Annotated in this window: 24 protein-coding genes; 12 read left to right on the top strand and 12 right to left on the bottom strand. The window is 67.9% G+C overall.

Annotated features, from left to right (window positions below):
• Positions 1-160 precede the first annotated feature (160 nt).
• The 6 genes from ON30_RS11215 (at position 161) to ON30_RS11190 (ending at position 6,614) form a co-directional block, all read left to right on the top strand.
• Positions 161-1,678 (top strand): DUF1254 domain-containing protein, encoded by a 1,518-nt coding sequence (locus tag ON30_RS11215; RefSeq protein WP_218006249.1) that lies wholly within the window; start codon positions 161-163, stop codon positions 1,676-1,678.
• A 264-nt stretch (positions 1,679-1,942) separates the two neighbouring features.
• Positions 1,943-2,590, top strand: coding sequence for a fasciclin domain-containing protein (locus ON30_RS11210; protein WP_040706394.1), 648 nt, complete (start codon positions 1,943-1,945; stop codon positions 2,588-2,590).
• Between the two features lie 100 nt (positions 2,591-2,690).
• A complete protein-coding gene (locus ON30_RS11205) occupies positions 2,691-4,199 on the top strand; it encodes a molybdopterin-dependent oxidoreductase (protein ID WP_040706391.1) in 1,509 nt (502 codons plus the stop codon).
• A gap of 260 nt (positions 4,200-4,459) precedes the next feature.
• The gene (locus ON30_RS11200; protein ID WP_051029186.1) at positions 4,460-5,566 is read left to right on the top strand and encodes an alpha/beta hydrolase; all 1,107 of its coding nucleotides are present in this window, start codon (positions 4,460-4,462) and stop codon (positions 5,564-5,566) included.
• A gap of 118 nt (positions 5,567-5,684) precedes the next feature.
• Positions 5,685-5,903, top strand: a complete 219-nt coding sequence (locus tag ON30_RS11195; protein WP_040706389.1) for a hypothetical protein — start codon at positions 5,685-5,687, stop codon at positions 5,901-5,903.
• Between the two features lie 60 nt (positions 5,904-5,963).
• A complete protein-coding gene (locus ON30_RS11190) occupies positions 5,964-6,614 on the top strand; it encodes a TetR/AcrR family transcriptional regulator (protein ID WP_245554001.1) in 651 nt (216 codons plus the stop codon).
• Here ON30_RS11190 and ON30_RS11185 read toward each other — a convergent pair.
• The 4 genes from ON30_RS11185 to eat form a co-directional block, all read right to left on the bottom strand.
• A complete protein-coding gene (locus tag ON30_RS11185; protein WP_040706387.1) occupies positions 6,603-7,517 on the bottom strand; it encodes an alpha/beta hydrolase in 915 nt (304 codons plus the stop codon). The genes ON30_RS11190 and ON30_RS11185 overlap by 12 nt on opposite strands.
• A gap of 280 nt (positions 7,518-7,797) precedes the next feature.
• On the bottom strand, positions 7,798-8,580 hold the full coding sequence (eutC, locus tag ON30_RS11180) for an ethanolamine ammonia-lyase subunit EutC (RefSeq protein ID WP_040706385.1): 783 nt from the start codon (positions 8,578-8,580) through the stop codon (positions 7,798-7,800).
• Entirely contained in the window at positions 8,577-9,986 is a 1,410-nt protein-coding gene (locus tag ON30_RS11175; protein WP_040706383.1) for an ethanolamine ammonia-lyase subunit EutB, read from the bottom strand. The genes eutC and ON30_RS11175 overlap by 4 nt, the downstream gene beginning before the upstream one ends.
• Positions 9,983-11,389, bottom strand: a complete 1,407-nt coding sequence (gene eat, locus ON30_RS11170) for an ethanolamine permease (protein WP_040706381.1) — start codon at positions 11,387-11,389, stop codon at positions 9,983-9,985. The genes ON30_RS11175 and eat overlap by 4 nt, the downstream gene beginning before the upstream one ends.
• A gap of 394 nt (positions 11,390-11,783) precedes the next feature.
• Between eat and ON30_RS11165 the strand changes: the two genes are divergently transcribed.
• Both ON30_RS11165 and ON30_RS36040 read left to right on the top strand, forming a co-directional pair.
• Complete coding sequence (locus ON30_RS11165; RefSeq protein ID WP_040706379.1) at positions 11,784-13,007, top strand: hypothetical protein; 1,224 nt, start codon at positions 11,784-11,786, stop codon at positions 13,005-13,007.
• The gene (locus ON30_RS36040; RefSeq protein WP_051029185.1) at positions 13,004-13,477 is read left to right on the top strand and encodes an ester cyclase; all 474 of its coding nucleotides are present in this window, start codon (positions 13,004-13,006) and stop codon (positions 13,475-13,477) included. The genes ON30_RS11165 and ON30_RS36040 overlap by 4 nt, the downstream gene beginning before the upstream one ends.
• On the opposite strand, the gene ON30_RS41700 is transcribed toward ON30_RS36040, so the two are convergent.
• On the bottom strand, positions 13,478-13,603 hold the full coding sequence (locus ON30_RS41700; protein ID WP_281004718.1) for a hypothetical protein: 126 nt from the start codon (positions 13,601-13,603) through the stop codon (positions 13,478-13,480).
• A gap of 105 nt (positions 13,604-13,708) precedes the next feature.
• On the opposite strand from ON30_RS41700, the gene ON30_RS11155 reads away from it, so the two are divergent.
• Both ON30_RS11155 and ON30_RS11150 read left to right on the top strand, forming a co-directional pair.
• Positions 13,709-14,203: a hypothetical protein gene (locus tag ON30_RS11155; RefSeq protein WP_051029184.1), complete on the top strand. Its 495-nt coding sequence runs from the start codon at positions 13,709-13,711 to the stop codon at positions 14,201-14,203.
• Between the two features lie 239 nt (positions 14,204-14,442).
• The gene (locus ON30_RS11150; RefSeq protein ID WP_245554000.1) at positions 14,443-15,249 is read left to right on the top strand and encodes an ArsR/SmtB family transcription factor; all 807 of its coding nucleotides are present in this window, start codon (positions 14,443-14,445) and stop codon (positions 15,247-15,249) included.
• A 12-nt stretch (positions 15,250-15,261) separates the two neighbouring features.
• On the opposite strand, the gene ON30_RS11145 is transcribed toward ON30_RS11150, so the two are convergent.
• Positions 15,262-16,734 (bottom strand): FAD-dependent oxidoreductase, encoded by a 1,473-nt coding sequence (locus ON30_RS11145; protein WP_306307354.1) that lies wholly within the window; start codon positions 16,732-16,734, stop codon positions 15,262-15,264.
• A gap of 271 nt (positions 16,735-17,005) precedes the next feature.
• Here ON30_RS11145 and ON30_RS11140 point away from each other — a divergent pair, with 271 nt between their 5' ends.
• Together ON30_RS11140 and ON30_RS11135 are read left to right on the top strand one after the other, a co-directional pair.
• A complete protein-coding gene (locus ON30_RS11140; protein WP_245553999.1) occupies positions 17,006-17,845 on the top strand; it encodes a class I SAM-dependent methyltransferase in 840 nt (279 codons plus the stop codon).
• Entirely contained in the window at positions 17,842-18,846 is a 1,005-nt protein-coding gene (locus ON30_RS11135) for a DUF2156 domain-containing protein (RefSeq protein WP_083911316.1), read from the top strand. Before ON30_RS11140 ends, ON30_RS11135 begins: the two co-directional genes overlap by 4 nt.
• Before the next feature lie 92 nt (positions 18,847-18,938).
• On the opposite strand, the gene ON30_RS11130 is transcribed toward ON30_RS11135, so the two are convergent.
• The 6 genes from ON30_RS11130 to ON30_RS11105 all read right to left on the bottom strand — a co-directional run.
• Positions 18,939-20,351 (bottom strand): flavin monoamine oxidase family protein, encoded by a 1,413-nt coding sequence (locus tag ON30_RS11130; RefSeq protein ID WP_306307352.1) that lies wholly within the window; start codon positions 20,349-20,351, stop codon positions 18,939-18,941.
• A gap of 8 nt (positions 20,352-20,359) precedes the next feature.
• Positions 20,360-21,148: a hypothetical protein gene (locus ON30_RS11125; RefSeq protein ID WP_040706373.1), complete on the bottom strand. Its 789-nt coding sequence runs from the start codon at positions 21,146-21,148 to the stop codon at positions 20,360-20,362.
• Between the two features lie 29 nt (positions 21,149-21,177).
• A complete protein-coding gene (locus ON30_RS39010; protein ID WP_040706372.1) occupies positions 21,178-21,405 on the bottom strand; it encodes a cytochrome C oxidase subunit IV family protein in 228 nt (75 codons plus the stop codon).
• Between the two features lie 74 nt (positions 21,406-21,479).
• Complete coding sequence (locus ON30_RS11115) at positions 21,480-22,082, bottom strand: cytochrome c oxidase subunit 3 (protein WP_051029183.1); 603 nt, start codon at positions 22,080-22,082, stop codon at positions 21,480-21,482.
• Positions 22,083-22,152: 70 nt separating this feature from the next.
• Entirely contained in the window at positions 22,153-22,569 is a 417-nt protein-coding gene (locus tag ON30_RS11110; protein WP_040706400.1) for an SCP2 sterol-binding domain-containing protein, read from the bottom strand.
• A gap of 27 nt (positions 22,570-22,596) precedes the next feature.
• Positions 22,597-22,795: hypothetical protein (locus tag ON30_RS11105; protein ID WP_040706371.1), on the bottom strand; the 199-nt coding region annotated here is incomplete at its 5' end.

Here is a 22,795-nt window from a genome sequence, read left to right as displayed (position 1 = left end):
CCTCGAACGGCTCGCACCGTCCCCGGAGCACGCGCACCGAACTCTGCCACATCAATTCGCGCGTTCTGCACCTGACCAGGTGTGTTGCTAGGGCTGACGCACGTGTGGCTCGAGTAGCGTCGCGAGGGATGTCTCCGCATCATCCGACCGAGAGGCGGCCATGTCCGGGACCACCAACATCGACCACTCGGGACGCTCGGACCCGAGCTCGCCGCTGGTCCGACAGATCAACGGCGGCAACTGGCTGCCGAGGCGCGAAGCGGAATCACTTCGCGCGGAGTTGGTCTACCAGCGCGCGGTGCACGCCTATATGACCATGCTGCCCGCCCTGAACGTGATCGGGATGCGGGACGGATCGGAGAGCGTGTTCGGGCGCGGGTATCACATCCTGCCGATCTGGAAGGATCGGATGGACAGCCGCACCTGGGTCCCGACCCCGAACGCCGATGTCATCTACGCGATGAGCTATCTGGACCTGAAACAGACGGGACCGTTGGTGGTCAACGCGCCCGCGAATGTGATCGGGATGTTCACCGACTTCTTCCAGCGCACGCTGACCGATGTCGGCGCCATCGGCCCGGATCGTGCGCGGGGCGGTCTCTATCTGCTGTTGCCGCCGAACTACGACGGCCACATCCCGAACGGCTACTACACCGTCACCTCCACCACCTACAACGTCTTCCTGTTCTTCCGAGCGCTGATGGGCCGCGGCGACGGCGAGCCGGACCCGGCCGCGGGTGTGGCGGTCGCCGAACGCACCCGGGTCTTCCCGCTGTGGACGCCGGAGAAGGATGTCCCGGCCATGCGCTTCCCCAACGCCAGCGGACAGCGCCTGAACATGATGTATCCGACGGACTTCACGTTCTGGACCAAGCTGAAAGAGTTCGTCGACTACGAACCGGTCTGCGCGATCGAACCCGAGTCGCGCGGCGTGCTGGCCTCGATCGGGATCATCAAAGGCGAGCCGTTCGAGTCTTCGGACTGGCAGCGCACCGCGCTGGACCGAGCGATTGCCGACGCACCCCGGATGATCCTGGCCTCGGCCCAACTCGGCCGCGAGGACGAGCGCAACCTGTACTACGACGACCGCCGCTGGCAGGTCGCCTGGGCGGGCGGCACTGCCGAGTGGATGCAGGACAGCTACCTCGACATCACCACCCGCTCCCGGTTCTTCCAGTACGCCTATTCCTCGGCCCCGGCGATGAACATCCACTCCACCGGGGCCGGATCGAAATACCCGTTCACGTATCACGACGCCGCCGGTGAATTCCTGCACGGCAGCCATACCTACAAACTGCGCCTGCCCGCCGACGTGCCCGCCGGCCTGTTCTGGGCGACCACCGCCTACAACGTCACCGACGGCGCCATGCCCGAAACCGAACAGCTGCTGCCCTCAACCAACGGCTACTACGACATCCCCCACAACACCGACGGCTCGATCGGCATCTGGTTCGGCCCCCGCAAACCCGACGGCGTAGCCGACGCGGCATACGTCCAGACCATTCCCGACCGCCACTTCATCGTCGCCCTGCGTCTGTACGGCACCGAAGTCGCTTCTACGACCAGACCTGGCGACCCGACGACCTCGTCAAAACGGGCTGATCCGGTCTGCCGACGTGGATGGCGCGGGACGTCTCGGGTCCATCCGTCGAGGCGGAGTCGATCGAGGAGACCGTGATCGACTTCCGAACGACATCGTCGGTGCGACAGTCGGATCCGACCTGATCAGTCCTCGGCTCGGAGCAGGCCCGTGGCGTGGCCTGCGCGTCGAAGCGCAACCGCCGGCGGCCCGCGCGGGGCGAGAGCGAGAGTGCCGCTACCGGTGCGCGGGCGATTCGGCGGCGATCCGGAGCAATCCGGTGGCGACCGCGCCGCGAACTCCTGGTGTTCACACTCCGGCGGCGCATCACTCGGCCGCCCACGACGGAAGAGGTTGACACCAATGACAGTCATGCGTTCGGTTCTCGTGGCGGCGATGCTGACGGCGGCGCTCGGCGCGACCGCCTGTTCGGACGACAGTTCCGATTCCGCGACGAGTTCCTCGAACACAACCGCCTCGGCGGCCGCGTCGTCGACGATGTCGGCCGATCCGGCGGCAGGTCTGGTGGGCCCGGGGTGCGCCGCCTACGCCCAGCAGGTGCCCTCCGGCGCCGGATCGGTCAACGGGATGGCCGAAGCCCCGGTCGCCACCGCCGCGGCGAACAACCCGATGCTGACCACGTTGACCGCGGCGGTGTCAGGACAGCTCAACCCCCAGGTGAATCTCGTCGACACCCTCAACGGCGGACAGTTCACCGTCTTCGCGCCGGTGGACTCGGCGTTCGCCAAGCTCGATCCGGCCACCGTCGAGTCCTTGAAGACCGACTCGGCGACGCTGACCAAGATCCTCACCTACCACGTGGTGCCCGGTCGGATCGCGCCGGACAAGATCGCAGGCACCCACAAGACCGTCGAGGGCGCCGAGGTCACCGTCACCAGGTCCGGCGATCAGATCGAGGTCGCCGACGCCGCGGTCATCTGCGGCGGGGTCAAGACCGCGAACGCCACGGTGTACATGATCGACACCGTGCTCACCCCGCCCGCGGCCTGATCCGCCGCCACGTCGTCGACGCCGCCGGGAGACTCGTACCCGGCGGCGTCGACGACCGCAGGCGATCCACGTCCCCCTCGGAGAACGAGAAGTGAGGAACATGCCCCGAGCATCGGTGTCCGCGCCCGCCGCGGCGAGCGCGGGCATCCTCGCCGGTGCCGCCGTCCTCGGTGTCGGCCACTTGGCGGCGGCGTTCATCGATCCGAACGCCTCCCCGTTCTACGCGCTGGGCGCGTGGATGGTCGATCACACCCCGCGCGAATTGAAGGACGCGGCGATCGCCCGCTTCGGGACGAAGGACAAACTGGCGCTGTTCCTTTCGATGGCGGTGGTGATGACCCTCGCCGCGGCGGCGGCCGGACTCCTCGAGCGACGACGGCTCGGAAGCCCGCTGTTGGCCCTGGGCGTGATCGCCGCCGCGGCCGCCGCGCTGGACCGCCCCGCGGCCACCGCCTGGTTCGCGCTTCCGGCTCTGCTCGGGGGCATCGCCGGAATCCTCGTGTTGCGACTGCTGTTCCGCCCCCCACGACACGACGCCGAGCCTGCGTCGCCCACCCGACGGCGGTTCCTCACGCTGTCCGCAGGCCTCGGCGTGGTGATCGTCGGCGCCGCGGTGGCGGGCCAGTGGCTCGGAGACCGATTCCACGACGTCGTCGCCGACCGCGATCGGTTCCGCGTCCCGGTACCGAGGCGAACAGCTCGCCCCGCCACCGACCTGCGGGTTCCGGGCCTGACCGAGTTCGTCACCCCCGAGGACCGGTTCTATCGGATCGACACCGCGTTGCGTCTGCCCGCACTGTCCAGCGGCGACTGGCGACTGCGTATCCACGGCATGGTCGACAGGGTCGTGGAACTCGATATGGACGATCTGCGCTCGCGGACCGCCGTGGCAGCCATGATCACCCTGACCTGCGTCTCCAACGAGGTCGGCGGCGACCTCGCGGGCACCGCCGTCTGGACCGGCTACCGACTGGCCGACCTGCTCGCCGAAGCGGGCGTCCACCCGGACGCGGACATGCTGCTCTCCCGCAGCGTCGACGGATTCACCGCGGGAACCCCGGTCTCGGCGATCACCGACGGTCGCGACGCACTGCTGGCCGTCGGAATGAACGGTCGAGCGCTGCCCATCGCCCACGGCTACCCGGCCCGCCTGATCGTGCCGGGCCTCTACGGCTACGTCTCGGCGACGAAATGGGTGACCGACCTGGAACTCACCCGATTCGACAGAGCCCGCGCGTACTGGACCGACCGCGGGTGGGCGCCGCGAGCGCCGATCAAGACCGCCTCCCGCATCGACGTCCCCGCCGCCTTCGCCGACCTGCCCGCGGGTCCGGTCACCGTCGCGGGCGTGGCCTGGGCCCAGCGGCGCGGCGTCGACCGGGTCGAAGTCCAAGTCGACGACGGCCCCTGGCGATCCGCGGACCTCGGCGCCGAATACTCCATCGACACCTGGCGGCAATGGTCCTTGCGCTGGGAGGCCACCCCCGGCACACACACCCTCAGAGTCCGCGCGACCGACCGCACCGCGGCCACCCAGACCGCCTCGCGCGCCACACCGTTCCCCGACGGCGCCACGGGCCTGCACAGCCGAATCGTCACCATCGAGTGAGCGAACCGGGGTGGCGGAGAACGGCTACACCGGGATCGCGATGAACCGCCGCTGGTGAAAGCCGCGCCGGCGCACATGCCACCCGAAAAGTGGCGTTGACGACAGATGCCCGGGGCTGTCGCGGACAGTGCATGATGTGGCCGCGCGGGGGTATGTCCAGCCAGCCGGTCCGGGCTGTAACCCACTGTCGTCGAGCCGTTCTCGCACAGCGAGGCGGACCGACGCGCGATCGGCGCGATCGATCGACAGCGAGGTGGCAGATGAAAGCAATCCGGACAGGGGCGGCGGTCGGCGCGAGCAGCGCGTCCGCGACGATGCGCGGCATGCTCGCGTTGCCCACGCGAGTGAAACGGAAATTCGCCGGCCCTGCGATCCACCGCGACGGACTCGAGTTGGACCTCGACACCCAACTGCTGCTGCGACTGTCCAACGCCTTCCCCCGCCCTCGCCTGGACCCGGTGACCTCACCGCCCCGGATGCGCGCCGCCGCCCGACGGATGGCCGCGATCGGACGCGGCCGAACGATTGCGATGCCGGTCAGCGACATCACCGTCGCCGGGGCCGCCACACCCCTACCGGCCCGCGTCTACTCCCCCGACGGCGCCGACAGCGCGCTCGTGTGGTTCCACGGCGGCGGATGGGTGGTCGGCGACCTCGACACCCACGACGGACTGTGCCGTCGCTTGGCCGCCCGCGCGGGCCGCACCGTCATCTCGGTCGGCTACCGACTCGCCCCGCAACACCCCTACCCCGCGGCGGTCGAGGACGCCGTCGCCGCCTACACCGACATCGTCTCCCGCGCAGCGCAGTTCGGCATCGCACCCGATCGTGTCGCGGTCGGCGGAGACAGCGCGGGCGGCTATCTCGCCGCCCTGGCCTGTCAACGCCTCGCCGCCCGCGACCTGCCCATCCCGGCCGCCCAACTGCTGCTCTACCCGCTCACCGACTTCACCGCCACCACCGGCTCGCGCGCGACCCTCGCCCACGGCTTCGACCTCACCCGCACCGACCTGGAATTCTTCTCCCGCTGCTTCCTGCCACGCCACATCGACCCGGGCGCCCCCGATGTCTCACCCCTCGCGGTCCACGACCCCGGCGGGTTGCCGCCGGCGCTCATCGTCACCGCCGGATTCGACCCGCTGCGCGACGAGGCCCACGCCTACGCCCGACGCCTCCGCGACGCCGGGGTCACGGTCACCCACCACCAATTCGACAGCTACACACACGGTTTCGCCAACAACACCCTCGCATTCGGCTCGGCGGTGGACCAGATCGCCGACCTGTACGCCACCCTGCTGACCACCACCGGCGACGATGCGACCCACGCATCCTCACCCGCCGCGCAAGCCGGCCTGTCACACCCCTGAACCCCGGAAACCGGACACGGCGAACACTCACTCGACCACCCGCCGAGGAAGGGAATTCATCGACGGGCAACGGGTATACACCGCGATATCGCACGCCGCGACGAGGAAAGAGGTCACCATGTTCGAGCACACCGGCGAGATCGCCGACAACATCGCCGACACCGCCCGTGCGGTCACCGCGAAAGCCAAGCAGATCACCGGAATCCTCACCGGCGACACCGATCTCGAAGATCGGGGACGCACCGAAGCGCGCGACTCCGCGATCGAGGACTTCCGCGACGACCTGCGCGTCGAACAAGCCCACCACGCCGCCCGACCAAACCCGAAGTCGTTGTAGGCGCTGAGCAGGCTTCGTGAGCGCAGCACATCCCGGATCGCAGTCAGCGTCGTCCGCTGTGTGTCGGCGAAGGCGGCCACCAAGCGCGTACGCTCCCCCGCCGCGGCACGACTGCCGGACAACGCCGACGGTTCACCGCGTGCCGCCATTTCGGACAGATGCACGGCGAACAACTCCCACAACGCCGCCCAGATGTTCTCGCGAGAAGGGTTGGCCACCAACACCAATCGCATCGCCCAGCGCGCCGGTCTGTCGGTAGGCACTCTCTACCAGTACTTTCCGAACAAGCAGGCGATGCTCTACAGCTTGGCCGAGCGCCACTTGCTCGAGGGCGGCGTGCGACTCGGCGAAGTGTTCAACAGACTGCGCGCCCAACAACCCCCGTTCGAGGAGGCGATGCGCACGATCCTCGACGTCGTCGTGGACCTGCACGCCGACATGCCCGCCGTGCACGCCATGATGCACCGGCTCGTGCTGCGCCACGCCGAGGAACTCGAGGCGGTCCGAGCCTTCGAGAAATATCTGGTCGAAGAACTCGCCTTCCACCTCGAGCGGTGGGGTCGCGGCGGGGAGAACCCGACGCGGACCGCGCGCACGGTCGTGCACACCGTCGACGCGCAGGTTCATCGCGTCCACCTGTGGTATCCCGTCACCACCGACAGCCTGTTGGCCCTGGTCCGCACTCTCGCCCCGCTGTCCTCAGCGAACTGAACCCCGCAACCGCTCCCGGATGCCGCGCAGCGCCTCGGCCATCTGCCCGATCCCTGGCTCCTCGATCGGGAAATGTCCGCAACCCTCCAGCAGGACCGTCGTCGTCGGTCCGGGAATCCGTGCGAGGAATCGCGCGCTGAGTTCGGGCGGGGTCCATCGGTCGGCCCCCGGATGCAACAAGGTGACCGGTGCGGCGACGAACTCCTCCGGCGGTGTGTGCCGGTAGGCGACGAAACTCGCCAGGAAGCCCAGCGGAACCGAGGCTCCGCCGCCCATCCGGTCCCGCGCGCAGCGCTCGGACAGTTCCGGATTCAGGCTCATCCGGTCCATCGGGACCAACCACCGGATCGGCACCAGCAACCGGCCCAGCACCGGGTCGACGGCCCCGAGCAGTTGCGGGGCGAATCGCCCGGCCTGCGAACATCGCATCGCCGACGCGCGGGCCTCGGGATCACCGGGGTCGAGCAGGCAGGTCGCCACCACATGGGCGACGGCATCGGTCCGCGCGGCCACCTCGTAGGCCAACATGCCGCCCATACTGGCCCCGAACAGCACCAGCGGCCGATCGTCGGCGGCGGTCTCGCGCCGCACCAGATCGCACAGCAGCGCGATCCAGTCGCCGTAACGGACCCCCGCCGGGTCGGGTTCGCGCGTCCGCCCGTACAGCGGCAGATCCACCACCGTGACGTCGATCCCCTCCCGCTTCGCCGCCGCGGCCAGCGGCCACAGCATCCCCGCGTGTCCGCCGGCGCCGTGGATCGCCATCGCCCGTACCGGCGCGTCCTCGACCACCGCCCGCAGCAGATGCACCGTCCGCCCCCGCCATCCCCACCAGTCCGTCAGCGGCTCCGCGTCGGCCCGATACTGCGGCGGGAGGAACTCGAGATAACCCCGGTGGTCCATCCCTCCAGTCTCGCGCGGCCCCCGTTTCCCCACAACTCGCACTTTCGCACCCCGCCCACCTGCGAGAACTCCCGCTTCACCCGCCTCGACTCGGATTTGTCGTACCACCACCACCCGGTTCCGATGCCACCGACCAACACGCCGCCGTCAGGCCCACCCGGGGGTTTCGAACAGGCGCGGACGGACCGCGGTTCGGGAAGTGCAACGCCGCGGCGGTTTCACCGAGGGGTCCAAGCGCTCGATCGCGCGCGTGGCGGGTGAACTCCTGTCCCGGAACGGCTCACGCCGACAAGGGCGGGGAGTGGGGTGCGGTGAGGGGCGTGGCGCGGGAGTTGTCCTTGAGGTCGACGCCCGAGCGGCCCAGTTCCCACGCGCCCGCCACCAGGCCCGCCACCACCCGCGCGGCTTCGGCGTAGCCGAGACCGTCGGGCGGGTGGATGTTGGAGACGCAGTTGCGGTCGGCGTCGGTGCGGCCGGGGCGCGGCAGGTGGGTCAGGTAGATGCCGAGGCTGTCGGCGACCGACAGGCCCGGTCGTTCCCCGATGAGCACCAGGACCGTGCGCACGCCCATGGCGGCGCCGAGGTGATCGCCGAGCGCGACGCGCGCCTGGGTGGCGATGACCGGGGTGGCCAGGGTGTGCTTCGGGCCGAGTTCGCGGATCAGGGCCGCGAGCAGCGCCGGTCCGTGGTCGGTCAGCGCGCGCGGGGACAGGCCGTCGGCCAGGACGATCCCGAGGTCGGCGTCCTCGGCGCGGATCGGGGTCGGTTCCGCGGGCAGACGGCCGAGGTCGGGGCGGCGCAGGTATTCGGAGCGCGACCGGGCGCGACTGGTGACCCGCACCGGGTCGCCCGCGCCGAGTTCGGCGATCCGGGCGGCGAGCGCGTCGACGTCGATGGGTTCGTGCACGGCGTCGCGGGCGGCCGCGTGGGCCGCCCGCAGCGCCAGGACCTCGGTGGTCGGCAGGGCGTCGCCGGTCCGGCCGAGTCCGATCCTGGCTTGGGTGCTGCGCCGCAGATCTGCCCAGAACCGGAGGGCGGCAGGGGAATTCGCCGTGTCGTTCATCGGGTGCCCGCCAGGGCGCGCAGCGGCGAGGACGCCGGTTCCAGATGGCGCAGACCACCGTCCGGGGCGATCATCCCGAGGCCGGCGAGCCAGTCCTCGAATTCCGGTGCGGGGCGCAGACCCATGACCCTGCGCGCGTAGAGCGCGTCGTGGAAACTGAGGCTCTGGTAGCCGAGCATCACGTCGTCGGCGCCCGGCACCGCGATGACGAAGGCGCAGCCCGCCGCGGCGAGCAGGGTGAGCAGGGTGTCGGTGTCGTCCGCGTCGGCTTCGGCGTGGTTGGTGTAGCAGACGTCCACGCCCATCGGCAGGCCGAGCAGCTTCCCGCAGAAGTGGTCTTCCAGACCGGCCCGGATGATCTGTTTGCCGTCGTAGAGGTATTCGGGTCCGATGAACCCGACCACGGTGTTGACCAGCAACGGGCGCAGTTCGCGCGCCACGGCGTAGGCGCGGGCCTCGAGGGTCTGCTGGTCGACCGGCCTGCCGCCGACGCCGAGGTGGGCGTGCGCGCTGAGCGCCGAACCCTGTCCGGTCTCCAGATACATGACGTTGTCGCCGACGGTCCCGCGGCGCAGCGAGCGGCCGGCCTGCTCGCCCTCCCGCAACAACGCGAGGTTCACGCCGAACGCGGCGTTGGCGGCTTCGGTGCCCGCGACCGACTGGAACACCAGATCCACCGGCGCCCCCGCCTCGATCAACCCGAGGGTGGTGGTGATGTGCGACAGCACACAGGACTGGGTCGGGATGTCGTAGCGCAGGCGCACCTCGTCGAGCAGGGCGAGCAGGTCGGCGGTGGCGCGCGGCGAATCGGTGGCGGGATTGACGCCGATGACCGCGTCACCGCAGCCGAGCAGCAATCCGTCCAGAGTGGCGGCGGCGATGCCGCGGGGATCGTCGGTGGGATGGTTGGGCTGCAACCGCGTGCTGAGCCTGCCGGGCAGCCCGACGGTCGTGCGGAAACCCGCGCTGACCCGCGCGGCCCTGGCCACGGCGATCAGATCCTGGTTGCGCATGATCTTGCTGACCGCGGCGACCATCTCCGGTGTCAGTCCCGGCGCGACCGCGGTCAACGCCGTCGCGTCCGCCCGCGCGGCGGCGGCCAGCAACCAGTCGCGCAGATCACCGACGGTGAGGTGGGCGATCGGCGCGAACGCTTCCCGGTCGTGGCTGTCGATGATGAGTCGGGTGACCTCGTCGGTCTCGTAGGGCACCACGGCCTCGGTGAGGAAGGTCGCCAGCGGGACCTCGGCCAGGACCCATTGGGCCGCCGCGCGTTCGGCGTCGGAGTCGGCGGCGCAGCCCGCGAGTTGGTCGCCGCTGCGCAGCGGGGTGGCTTTGGCGAGCAGGTCGGCCAGGTCGGCGAAGACGTGGGTTCGCACGCCGTTGTTGCCGCGGTACACCGTCATTCGAGGTCCTGTTCCGCCTCGGCCAGCGCCGCGAACTCCTCGTCGGGCGATGCCGCGACCAGGTGGCGTCGGCTGTAGAGACCGAAGTAGGCCATGAACGCGCAGAACACGCCGAGCGTCCACAGCGCGGCCTTCGGGTCGACCAGGAAGGTCGCCGCCACCGACGCCGCCGCGACCGCCAGCGCGAACGCCGTGGTGAGGATCCCGCCCGGAGTGCGGTAGGGACGCGGCATATTCGGTTCGCGCACCCGCAGTACGATATGGCTGACCATCATCAGGACATAGCTCAGCGCCGCGCCGAACACCGCCATGTTCAACAGCATCGCGCCCTCGCCGGTCAGCGAGAGGCCGAAACCGATGGCGCCCGGCACGATCAGCGCGAGGACCGGCGCTCTGCGGGAGTTGGTGAGCGACAGGCTCGTCGGCAGATAGCCCGCGCGCGAGAGCGCGAAGGTCTGGCGGGAGTAGGCGTAGACGATCGAGAAGAAGCTCGCCACCAGGCCCGCCAGGCCGATGTAGTTGACCGCTCTGGCCGCCGCGCCGTCGCCCAGCGCCTCCACCAACGGGTTGCCCGACGCCGAGGCCGCCTGCGCGCCGAGCGCGCCCGGAACGAGCACCAGCACGATCGCGCCGGTCACCACCAGCGTCAGCATGGCCACGATGATGCCGCGCGGGACGTTGCGCGCCGGATCGCGCGACTCCTCGGCGGCCAACGGCACGCCCTCGACGGCCAGGAAGAACCAGATCGCGAACGGGATGGCCGCCCAGATGCCGAGGTAACCGAACGGAAGAAAGGCCGAGGCGCCCGCGGCGTCCGGGTCCGGCGCGATATCGGTCAGTTTCGCGCTGTCGAACCGCCCCAGCGCCGTCACCGCGAACACGATCAGACCGACGAGCGCTATCGCGGTGATGACGAACATGGCCTTGAGCGCCTCCCCCACGCCCGCCAGGTGGATGCCGATGAACAGCGCGTACACCGCCAGGTAGACCCACCATCCGTCGGTCACGCCGAACAGGTCCAGCGATTCGACGTAGGCGCCGATGAAGGTGGCGATGGCGGCGGGCGCGATGGCGTATTCGATGAGAATCGCTGTGCCCGTGGCGAATCCACCCCACGGCCCGAGCGCGCGGCGGGCGAAGGTGTAGCCGCCGCCCGCCGCGGGCAGCGCGGAGGACAATTCGGCCATGCCGAGAACCATGGCCAGATACATGGCCGCGATGACCACGGTGGCGATCAGCAGTCCGCCGAAGCCGCCCTCGGCGAGCCCGAAATTCCACCCCGAGTAGTCGCCGGAGATCACGTAGCTCACGCCGAGCCCGGCCAACAGCACCCACCCGGCCGAGCCCGACCGGAGAGTGCGTTTGGCCAGGTAGCCGTCCGCGGGCAAGGCGTCGGTACGCATCGGTACTCCTCATCGGCCGGAGATCTTTCCCTGGACTCTGGCCGATGACTGTTACGGAAATGAATCGAGGAGGTCAGCGGCAGATATTGTCCGATTACGGCCGGGGTCGCCGTCGAGACGTCCGCGCCCCGGTTCGGGGCTGTGTTCGCAACGATTCCGCAGCGTGGGTATCCGGCCCCGCGGATCGCATTATCATGGACGGGTTCCGCCGGAACAGCGGTTTCGCGAAAGCAGGTGACCGATCGGCGGACGTGGCAGGTGTTCTCGGTTCGGCCGGGAATGCGAGCGGCTCGCGCTCCCCACCGCCGTCGGTCCTTCTCGAGAGTAATCGAACCAGCCTGATGTGGTCCCCCGGTGTGGGAGCGCGCCTATTCGGAGCACTGGAGAGAGCGCCATGAGCGAAATGCTGGTCAACACGACCACCGTGGATCTACAGCATCAACCATCCGTCACCGGGTTCGTGATCTCGGGAATCTCGCGATACTTCGCGGCATGGGCGGACAACAGCGACTCGACGATCAAAGGACGGATCTTCGACACCGACGGAGATCCCGCGGGCGGTGAATTCCTCGTCAACACCGCCGCGCCGGGAGCCAACACCCGCAGGCAGCGGCCGACGGTCGGCAACAGCATGTCGGGGCCGGTCGTCGCGTGGATCGAGAACGCGTTCAATCCCCCCGGACCGCGACCGCACGTGAAGATGCAGCGCTACAACGGCGAAGGACAGAAACTCGGGCAGGAGGTACAGGTCAGCACGCAGGACGCCGATCCGACACACCGACCCGCCATTTCGTCGATGATCGACGGCGGCTTCCTGATCGTCTGGGTCGACGCGCGACCCGACAGCCGGATTCGCGCCCAGCGGTTCACCGTCGACGGAGTGAAGGCGGGCGCGGAATTCACCGTCAACGTCGGCGAGGGGTTCCATCAATCCCCCGCCGTGACCCGGCTGACCGGAACGGACGCCGCGGGAAATCAGGGGAACTACGTGGTGGCGTGGCGCGCTGATCCGTCTCCTCCCGGCGGCGGCGCGCTGCACTTCCGGGTGTTCACCTTCGACGGGACGGCCGTGACGAACGAGATCCGGCCGAATCTGTCGGGATTCTCGGGCGGTATGAGCATCACCTTCATCGATGACGGCCGTTTCGCCATCGCCCACGTGCGCAATCTCGGACTCAGCGATATCGGCGTGCCCAAGAGCACGATCAACGTCACCGTCTACGAGGCCGACGGCGCCGACGCGAACATCCCCATCATCGCGACCACGGGCGGGCAGATCATCAACTCCTCCTCCCCCGCACTGGCCTCACTGCTCGGCGGCCGATTCCTGCTGACCTGGGTGCAGAAGGCCGCCGACACCTTCGCCACCTCGACTTCGGTTCGGGCGCGGGTCTTCTCGACCGAACTCGGCTCCGGCGTCGGCGAGGAGGTACAGGTCAGCACGGCGACCGCGGGCGACCGCTCGGAGTCGGTCGTGGCGAGAGCGGGCGGATTCGGCGAACCCGAATCGGCGTTCATCGCCTGGACCGACGACAGTCTCACACCGCCGGACGTCTCCGGTTTCGCCGTGCGCGCCAGGGCCGCGCTGGTCGCGAACGGAGTGCAGTTGCTCGGTTGACCCGATCGCCGGACCGGGACGCACCTCAGCGCGACATCGCCGCTGTCAGTTCGGAACACAGCACGTCGAGCTCGTGGGCGGGAATTGCTCCGGTCGAACTCGCGGGCATCGCTGTCCGCCGTGGTCGTGACCGTTGCCGGGCGACAAATCCGCGCCGGCCCCTTACCTCGGGCACCGAATGCCTGCAGCGGCTCGCGCGCAGGTATCTCGCCGCGTTCTCCGATCAACGGTTCCTGGTCAACGAACAGATCGCCGAGGGCGATTTCGTCACCACCCGCTGGACCGGCACCGGCACCAACGACGGCGAGATGACGGGCATGCCGCCCACCGGGAAATCCGCTGTGGTGCAGGGCATCACGATCAACCGATTCCGCGACGGCGCGATCGTGGAGTCCTGGGGTTGCTGGGACACCCTCGGGATGATGCAGCAACTCGGGGTCGTCCCGGCCGCACATCCCGCAGCCCACTGATCACCCGCGGCGAGGATCGGTAACGGGCGGCGCGGGGGCGGGCAGGGCGGCCGCGGCGCGCAGGTAGGTCTCCAGTTCGGCGGCGATCCCGTGCGCCCGATCCGGGGCGTCCTCTCGACTCGACATCGTCCACCACGATCCTCTCCCGCCTCGCCGGGGCACCGATCGGCCCATGGAATTGAGGGCTCGGGCGGCGATAACGCCGTCCGAGGGCGGGCCGACAGACCGGGTATGAATCTGAAAAACCTTTCCCTGGAACAGTTCACATTACGAGCGGGCGCGGTCGCGGCGGCGATGGCGGTGGCGTGCGGCGGGTTCGCCGGGACCGCGGGCGCGAGCCCCACCGATCCGGTCGCCCAGTACTCCCCGACCCTCACGCGGGTTCCGGGGCCCAACTGTGCGGCGATCGTCGGCGCCGAGACGGTGCCGCAGCCGCAGCCCGGTGTGTTCGGTGTTCGAGTGAAGGTCACGCAGACCGGGGAGTTCTGCGGGGCCTACTACATCACCGTGCACTGGCGGAACCTCGACACCGGTCTGACCAGCGGTCAGTCGCAGCGCGTCGAAGGCAACGCGGTGGTCGGCCTGCCGGACGGCGTGATCACCGGCATGGGCATGGGGCCGGGCGTCGGGCGGGTGGAGTCGTGGATCAGCACGTACTCCGAGGTCTATCCACGGAATGTGGATCTGGAGCACCTCGCGGGCCGCGCGACGTTCACGCTGGGCTGAGCGCACGGCGAGTCGATCGAGAAGTGGCGTGATCATCTGCGACAGCGGACATCACACTTCTCGATCGGCAAGATATTCGGTCAGCAGATCGCGAACCTCGACCATCGGCCGCACCCGTCGAATCACCGGCGGGTGCGGCCGCGCACCCGGGCCCGCGTCCGCATAGATCCGCGTCTACGTCGTTGGCGGGTCGGCCGCCGCCGTTGACATAGGCAGGTAAATGCCTGCATGATTGCCGGGTGGACGAACAGGCCGTGGACAGGGTGTTCAAAGCACTGGCGGACCCCACCCGGCGGCTGCTGCTGGACCGCTTGCGTCGCGACAACGGCCGCACGTTGCGGCAACTGTGCGAGCAACTGGACATGGCCCGACAGTCGGTCACCCAGCATCTGGACCTGCTCGTCGACGCCGGACTGGTCGTCGTGATGCGCCGCGGCCGGGAACGACTGCACTACTTGGACCCGACCCCGCTACGCGAGATAGACCGGCGCTGGATCACCGCGTTCGACAGACCCCGCCTGGAGGCCCTCGACGCCATCCGGGCCCGAGCAGAGGAGAACATCGTGGCCGCAGACACCACGGTCCCCGACTACGTCTACGTCACCTACATCAAGGCCACCGCGGAGCAGGTGTGGCGGGCGCTCACCGACGCCGACCTGACCGCCGCCTACTGGGGGCACGCCAATGTCTCGGACTGGCAGCCGGGTTCGGTCTGGGAGCATCGGCGCACCGACGGTTCCGGCATCGTCGACGTCACCGGTCGGGTGGTGGCGGCGCAACCGCCCACACGGCTGGTCATCACCTTCGACGACACCGTCGACCCGGCCCCGGGCCGGGAATCCTCGGTCGTCACCTTCCTGGTGGAGACACATCAGGACATCGTGCGGCTCACCGTCACCCACGAGAAGATCCCCGATCCGGCTTTCCGGCGCGACATCTCCGCGGGCTGGCCCGCCATCGTGGCCAATCTGAAGTCCCTGCTCGAGACGGGCCGGGTGCTGCCGCAGGAACCGTGGAGCATGGACCTCGCGGCCGATCGACCGTAATCCCGCGTCGCCTCAGCTCGCCGCCAATCGTCCGCAGCGGACGTCGAATCGCTCGCGGACCGTCTCCAACGTCCTGCGGTGGTGGTCACGGTCCCGGCGGTGCGTCCGCAGGAACTGCGCGGCGTTGACCAGGCGGCGCGGCAGCGGGAACCAGCGGCTGACGTCGGCGCCGCAATCGAGGAACGCCTTCATCGGCACACTGTCGGCGATGACGCTGAAGTTGTGTTGGTTGAGCGCCATCAGCGCGTAGGGCAGCACCCTGTTCGCTTTGCGGCGCAGCTCTTCGACGTCGAGTTCGTACAGCGGCGCGTCCCGCAGGCGATCGAGAAACATCAGATGCGTCATGAAATAGGACTGGACGGTGACCGGTTGCAGGGTCGCCGACCGCTGCTGAATCGAGAGCACCGCCCCGCTCGCCGACGCGTACGGCTCGTAGGAATGCTGTCTGGCCAACAGATATCCCGTGCAGTTGACCACCCAACTCCCGTGCGGCACGGGCCTTGTCGAGCCGTCTCGGAACACCAGTTCGGTGATCTCGCCGCGATCGACCGCGTCTACGAGACGTTCCAGGACGGTCGTGGTCAGCCCCGCCGCGATCGTCGCCGATTCGGCGTCGGACAGGTAGCTGAACAGGAAGTTGCTCGCGTCGGGAGTCAGGCGCGTGCAGTAGTTGTCCCGGAACAGCGCGACCATCTCTTCCTCGTTGGCCCCGTCGAATCGGTTGGCCAAGCGGGAGAACAGGCTGATCGGCTCGTTGCCCGCCCACCACTTCCGGATGCCCTCGGGAAACATCCGGTCACGTCGCATGAAATAGGTGCCGGAACCCGTGACGAGGTTGATCTCGCGGCCGGGGTACTCGGCGATCAGCAACTGCGCGGTATCCATGGCGGTCTTGCCGCCGCCGATCACCCAGACGGGGGTGTCACTGTTCTTCAGCGCCCCTTTCCGCAGGTCGTGGTAATCGGGCGAGACCGAGTTGATCCGCGCGCTCGACAGCGGCAGGGGTTCGTTGGGAACGATCTGGCACCCGTAGGCTTTGATCAGTCGCTCGGCCTCGATCACGCGCGTCGTCCCGTCCGCCGACCGAGTGGTGATCCGAACGTAACCACCTGTCTCCGTGTCGCTTTCGAACTCCTCGCCGAAACGGGTCACGAGCTGCACGCGTCGGCTCAGGACATCGAGGCAGCGGGTGAGATGGACGAGCACTTCGTCCTTGGTCGCGAGATAGGACGGTTTCGTGTCCAGATCCCACCCGAGGTCGCCCACGGTGAAGAAGCGGTACGGCTGGTGCAGGCGCACATACGGGTAGGTGTCGATCCACATTCCCCCCGCGCGGGGTCGCCGTTCGATCAGAACGACTTTCTGATCGCGGGACAGATATTCGCCCGCGACCGCGAGGGCGTTGAGGCCGGCAACTCCGGCGCCCACGATGCACACGGCGCACCGCTCGACTTCACCGGTCGACGGATTCATAGCGATTGCCACAGTCCTTCCCTGGCGACGCGGGACTTCCCCCGGTTCGACTGTGCCTGTTCGCCCGCCGAACCGCGGATTCGTTCTCGGCCTGCTGCCGACGCGCCGGTTCATGATCACCGCGTCCGCCGGGGAGGTCAATCGCCGACCGATCACTCCGCGCGATATCCGTTGCGCAGCAGGACACTTCCCGCCCCGACGCCGGCCACGTAGTCTCCCGGAGTCATCATTTCAATGCGACAGCTCGACAGCTGGGGGAATTTTGGCCAAGTTGGATGCGTCAGTGCTCGAAGGTCTCTCCGAGACAGCGCTGTTCACGCTCTGGTGCCGCGGAAGTGAAGCGTCGCGTTCGGACTCCATCATCACCGATCCGCACGCGGTGCGCCTGCTGGCCTCCTTGGACTACCCGTACTACGAGAAATTCGGCGAGGCGAATCAGATCTACGCGATTCGCGCCCTCGCCTTCGACGGCGTCGTGCGCGAATTCCTCGACGAACACCCCCGAGGGACGGTGGTCGCCCTCGCCGAAGGGCTGCAAACCAGCTACTGGCGGCTCGGCTCGGCGGACTGCCGTTGGCTGAGTGTGGATCTGCCCGAGGTCGTCTCGATTCGCGAGCAGCTTCTTCCGAGCGAACCGAACATCGTGTCGGTGGGCGCCTCGGCCCTCGAGCTCGGCTGGGCGGAACACGTGACGCCGGACGAACCCGTCCTCATCACCGCCGAGGGCTTGCTGTATTACTTGGACGAGCCGAGCGCGCTGGGTCTGATCACGGAATGCGCGCGTCGCTTCCCGGGCGGCCGGATGGTTTTCGACAGCGTTCCGCGCTGGTGGGCGGGCCGCCGCGACAAGGCTTTCAGTGTCGGCTCGGCGTTGACGCGCTCCAAGGTGGGTACGGCGGGCTACACCTTCCCGCCGATGCCGTTCGGGATTTCGCCGAGAGAGATCCGACAGTTCCCCCGGCGGGTCGCCGGCGTGGCATCGACCCGCCAGATCTCCCCGCCTTCGGGCCGCGGTCTGCACGGTCGCATCGTCCAAGCCGGCTATCGGTCGCCGATCGTGCCCGCCCCGCTGCGCTTCGCCATCACCGAACTGCGCTTCCGCGGCGAGAGCCGAGGGCGATGATGCTGCCGACGTGCGGTCACGTCGAGGCGTTGGCCGTCCTGGAGGATCTGGGGCAGCACTCGTCGGCGTTCCTCGCACTCAACGCGGACAACGAGTTCTTCACCGTCCCGGGCATTCACGGGTTGATCGCGTATCGCCCGCAGGGGCGTGGTTGCTGGATCCAGTTCACCGGCGCTGTCGGCCCGGACGACTCCGCACGCCGTGAACTCGATGCCGCGTTCGCCGCGGCGGCCGCCCGCCGACGCAAACGGGTGATCGCCGTGCAATTGGCGAAGGCGGACGCCGAGCGGGCCGCCGAGGCCGGATGGGTCGTCAATCAACTCGGTTCCTCGTACAGCATCGACCTCTCCTCGTTCTCGTTGCGGGGACAGCGGTTCGTCAAGACGCGGAACATGATCTCGCGGTCCAAGCGCGAGGGAGTGGTGGTCACCGAGGCCACGGCGGACACCGAACTCCTGTCGCAGTTGGATGCGATCGACTCGGCCTGGCTGCGTGGCAAGGGCCGGCATGTGAAAGAACTCCGACTCATGATCGGCGAGCGCGGCGGTCCGCTCCAGGACCGACGCCGACTCTTCCTGGCCGAAGTCGACGGGCGTGTGGTCGCCTACGTGTCCTACGTTCCCGTCTACGGCGCACAGCACGGATGGCTCTACGACCTGACCCGCCGCGTGCCCGACGCCCCGCCCGGTGTCATCGAGCACATCTTCGCCTTCGCCGCGGAAACCCTGCGGGCCGACGGCGCCGACTGGATCCATCTGGGCTTCACACCCTTCGTCGGCATCGAGCCGGAACACGAATTCCCGCAGGCCGCAAGCCGAATGCTCGCGCTGGCCGCGACCCGAGTCCGTCGGCACGGTCAGGCGCTCTACCCCGCGGACAGTCAGTTGGCGTTCAAATCCAAATGGCGCCCACACCAGGTGAATCCCGAATACATCGCGTTTCCGAGTCGGATCCGCGCCCGCGACGTGTGGCATCTGGCGCGGGCGACCAACGCCCTGTGATCCGCCGCGTCCATTGACACCTCGAAGTCCAGGAACACCGGAATCGGGCCCGACCACGGCGTGGTCGGGCCCGATTCTCACTGCCGCCGGTCTCAGACCGATTTCTCGCTCGTCTCACGGACGTTCTTCCCGAGCAGCGCCGCGACCTCGCCCGCCGCCCGGTGGCCGGATTCGACCGCACCGTCCATGTAACCGACCGATTGGCGGGCGGTTTCGCTGCCCGCCCAGTGCAACGGGCCGATCGGCTTGCGCAGCGCCGTTCCGAACTGGGTCAGCGTCGACGGCCCGGTGAAGGCGCCATAGCACCCTCCCGTGAATTCTTCTGCGGTCCAATCGGTTTCGAGGTACTCGATCGGCTCGCTCGCGGCGGGGCCGAAGTAGGCGGCCAGATCGTCCAGATTCCGCCGACGACGTTCGTCCGGGGACAACAGGGCGGCCTGATCGGCGTGCCGCCCCTCGACGAAGCCCACCAGGACTCCCGGGTTGCCGCCTTGCGGGGTGTTGTCGAACACCGTGCCGACGGCCCGCGACGTGCTGTTCGCCTGCCCGCTCAGCCCCTCACCGCGCCAGAACGGCTTGTCGTAGACCACGTTGATCTTGATGGCGCGACCCATCGGCATCCGCTCGGTGAGCTGAACGCGGTCACCGGGCAACTCGGGCGTGTAGCGCAGTTTCCCGCACAGCACCGGCGGCATGGCGAGGATCGCTCGCTCTCCGGTCACGGTCGAACCGTCGGCCAGTTCGACGCGCACGCCGTCCTCGTCCCAGTCGATCCCGCGCACCGCGCTGCCGAGTCTGACACTGTCACCGAGTCGCTCCGCGAGTTTCAGCGCGATCTGCTGCGACCCGCCGACGATACGGTCCTGCTGGGCACCGCCTTTCGTGCTGATCAACTTGTCCGCGCCACCGCTGGCAGCCAGGAACGCCGAAACCCACAGGGTGGACAGCTCTTCGGGCTCGGCGGCGAAAACCGCCTCGGTGATGTATCGCATGTAGCGCTTCCCGCGCTCGGTGCGCAGGTTCTTGGTGATCCAGGACTCGAAGGTCTGCGCATCGAGTTCGGCGGCCTTGCCCGACAGCGGTCTGTCGGGCGAAGGGAGCGAATGGCCACCGCGATCCAGTTGCCACAGGCCGTAGCCGAGATCGGCGAGCAGCACCGGACTCACCCGCGGAATCCGTCCGCTGTATTTCACGAGCCGACCATCGAGTTCGACGATGTGCCCCCCCGAATCGTAGGTCGGAAACAGCGAGAGTCCGAGATCGGAGATCAGGGACAGCACGTGGGTCTGGCCCGGGCCGACCCATTGGCCGCCGAGTTCGATGGGTGCGCCGCCGGGCAATTCGGCGTTGAGCAGACGGCCCCCCACCCGATCTCGCGCTTCCAATACGGCCACGGTGTGCCCCGCGGCGACGAGATCGCGGGCGGCCACCAACCCCGCGACACCGGCGCCGATGACCACTACGTCGACTTCGGGCGGCATAATATTTCCCTTTCGGTCACTCAACTGATCTTTTAGGACAATCGGAAATCCAGCGTCCGGTCCGATTCGGGCGGCGTCACCTCTTCGGCGCGCGGCGGGTGATCCGGGTGCTGATGATCGAAAAAGGCCAGCATCACGGTGGTCACCAGAAGGTACACCGCGAAAAGGCCGAGCGGAAGGTACACGGAAATGAGTCCGTTGTACGCGAAGGGGCCCGTCTTGAAGAACGCGACCAATCCGTTGATGACGGTGCCGCCCGCTATGGCTTCGAGAATGCTGAAATATCCCCACCACCGAGGAAGGGTGGGCGATCCCGGCGGCGCCAGGAAGACCGGCAACGCCATCAGCAGGATCCACGCCGCGAAAGGCGGCCAGCCGTAGATGGTGATCAGCCAGGCCAGATCATTGAACGCCTGCGTCAGTTCCGGGCTGACGCTACCCGCCCGAAACGCGGCCAAGGTCCACAGGATTCCCATGAAGACCAACACCAGGTAGCAGCCCGTGAACGCCACGAGCTGCGCCATGCTGAAGAACGCGAATCGTTTCTCCAGCATCCTCGTGCGGGCCGCGATGAGCACGGCCAGGGGAATGAGGAACGAGGTGCCGATCATGTACGAGAAGACACCGACTTGGATGAGTCCGCGATTCTCGGTGTAGAAGGCGGTGACCTGCTCGGCCGTCCAGTCGGGATCGGTGATGGGAGAGGTCCATTCCGCGGTGAACAACCGACCCCAGAAGACCCCGGCCGTCAACGCGGCATAGAGAATGAAGGCTCCGACCGCCAGGCGTCTCTGATATGTGTAACTGATGAGTGTGTTCATCGATGGTCCTACTTCTTTCGGGCCCGGGTCTAGAAGAAATACGGCACGGTGAGCGCGACCACGAGCAGCACGACGTAGACGTCGAGCGCGGCACGCAGCCACGAGGCCGACCGCCTGCTGTCCATGAAATGGAACGCGATGAGCCAGAATTTGACACCCGCGCAGGCCACCACGACCACGGGCTCATAACTCCAGCCCTCCGCGTATCTGCTCGAAATGACCGACACCACCGTGATCGCCAGCAAGAGCAACCACACGCGAACGGCGATACGATCCGCACCCCACGTTTGTTTCGACGCCGTCGCGCCGCTGCCGCCGTCCACAGGAACTCCTAAGCCAGATAGAAAAGCGCGAACAGAAACATCCAGACGGCATCCACGAAATGCCAGTAGACACCGACGCCTTCGATGAAATTCGGACGCAGACGGACCGACTCCGGCCCGAAGCCGATGATCAGCAAGAAGATGGTGGCCGCGATCACGTGGCACAGATGCAGCATCGTCAGGATGAAGTACAGCTCGAAGAAGATGCTCGTGGTCGGCACGGTGCCGTCGGCGATCTTGGTCCCGTACTCGAGCACCTTGACGACGAAGAAGACGACGCCGGTCGCGGCCGCGTACCTGAACCAGCGAGCCACCTGCGGCGTCGCTTTCCGTTGCGAGGCGTGGACGCCCAGGACGACGAACAGCGATCCGGTCAGCAGCACGACGGTGTGACCGGTGCCCACCGCCAGGCTCATGCTGTCCTTCGCCGCCCGGAACACCTCCGGATATTCGAGGCGATAGTAGGTGACGCATCCGAAATAGACGCCGAAGATGATCAATTCGGCCAGGATGATGATCCACAGCCCCGGTTCTCCCGGGACCTTCCGCGGCACGACGCCGGCGCGTGCTCCGGTGACCGACTCTTTCGTATCGATCAGCATGCCGCGCATCCCCGGTGCGGGCGATGAGCAACGAACTGCCCGCGGACACGATCTCTCAACATGACTCTCCTCAGGCAGCTCAGTAGTCCAGCAGTTCCGGACGACCGATCTCGGTCAGATAGCTTCGGTACTCGAGGTAGATCGGCTCGAACGCGGGCAGCAGACTCAGCAGCTTGATCAGCGGCCCCGAGACCTTGACCTTGCGCGTGGCGAGCGACTTCTTGATGTTCAGCGAACCGAGCAGCAGGCGGTGACCGTCGTCGGCCGACATCGACAACTGGACGTCCGCGTCGTCGACCGCGGCGGCGTCGCCCACCCGGACGCGTAGCGCCTCCTCGGTGCGCGAGTCGAGGAGAAAACACGCGTCCGGATTCGCGTAGACGATGCGAAAACTGCCGATCTTCTCCAATTTCTGGGTGAGCCCGTTCGCCATCACCCGTTCCAGGAACGGTGTGGCGAGGGTGTAGATCTCTTCCGTCGAGCCGAAGATTGTCATGCTGTGGGTTCCCTTGTCGGTCATGTCTCACTGCCCCATGGCCAGATCGATCAGTTCGTTCGCGTCGAGGTCCTCGATGGTCTTCTCGCTCGACTGCTCGACCGGGCCGCCACCGCCCGGATGCTGCTCGGCCAATCCGCGGGCGATCTCGGCGATGCCCGAGGTGCGAATGATGTCGATCGGCAACCGGCTCAACAGATTCCGTAGATCCGACTCGGAGAGTTCG

The organism is Nocardia takedensis NBRC 100417, assembly GCF_000308695.1.
Classification (GTDB): Bacteria; Actinomycetota; Actinomycetes; order Mycobacteriales; family Mycobacteriaceae; genus Nocardia; species Nocardia takedensis.
Note: the sequence above shows the minus strand (reverse complement) of the source record. Positions and strands in the feature narration are given on the sequence as shown.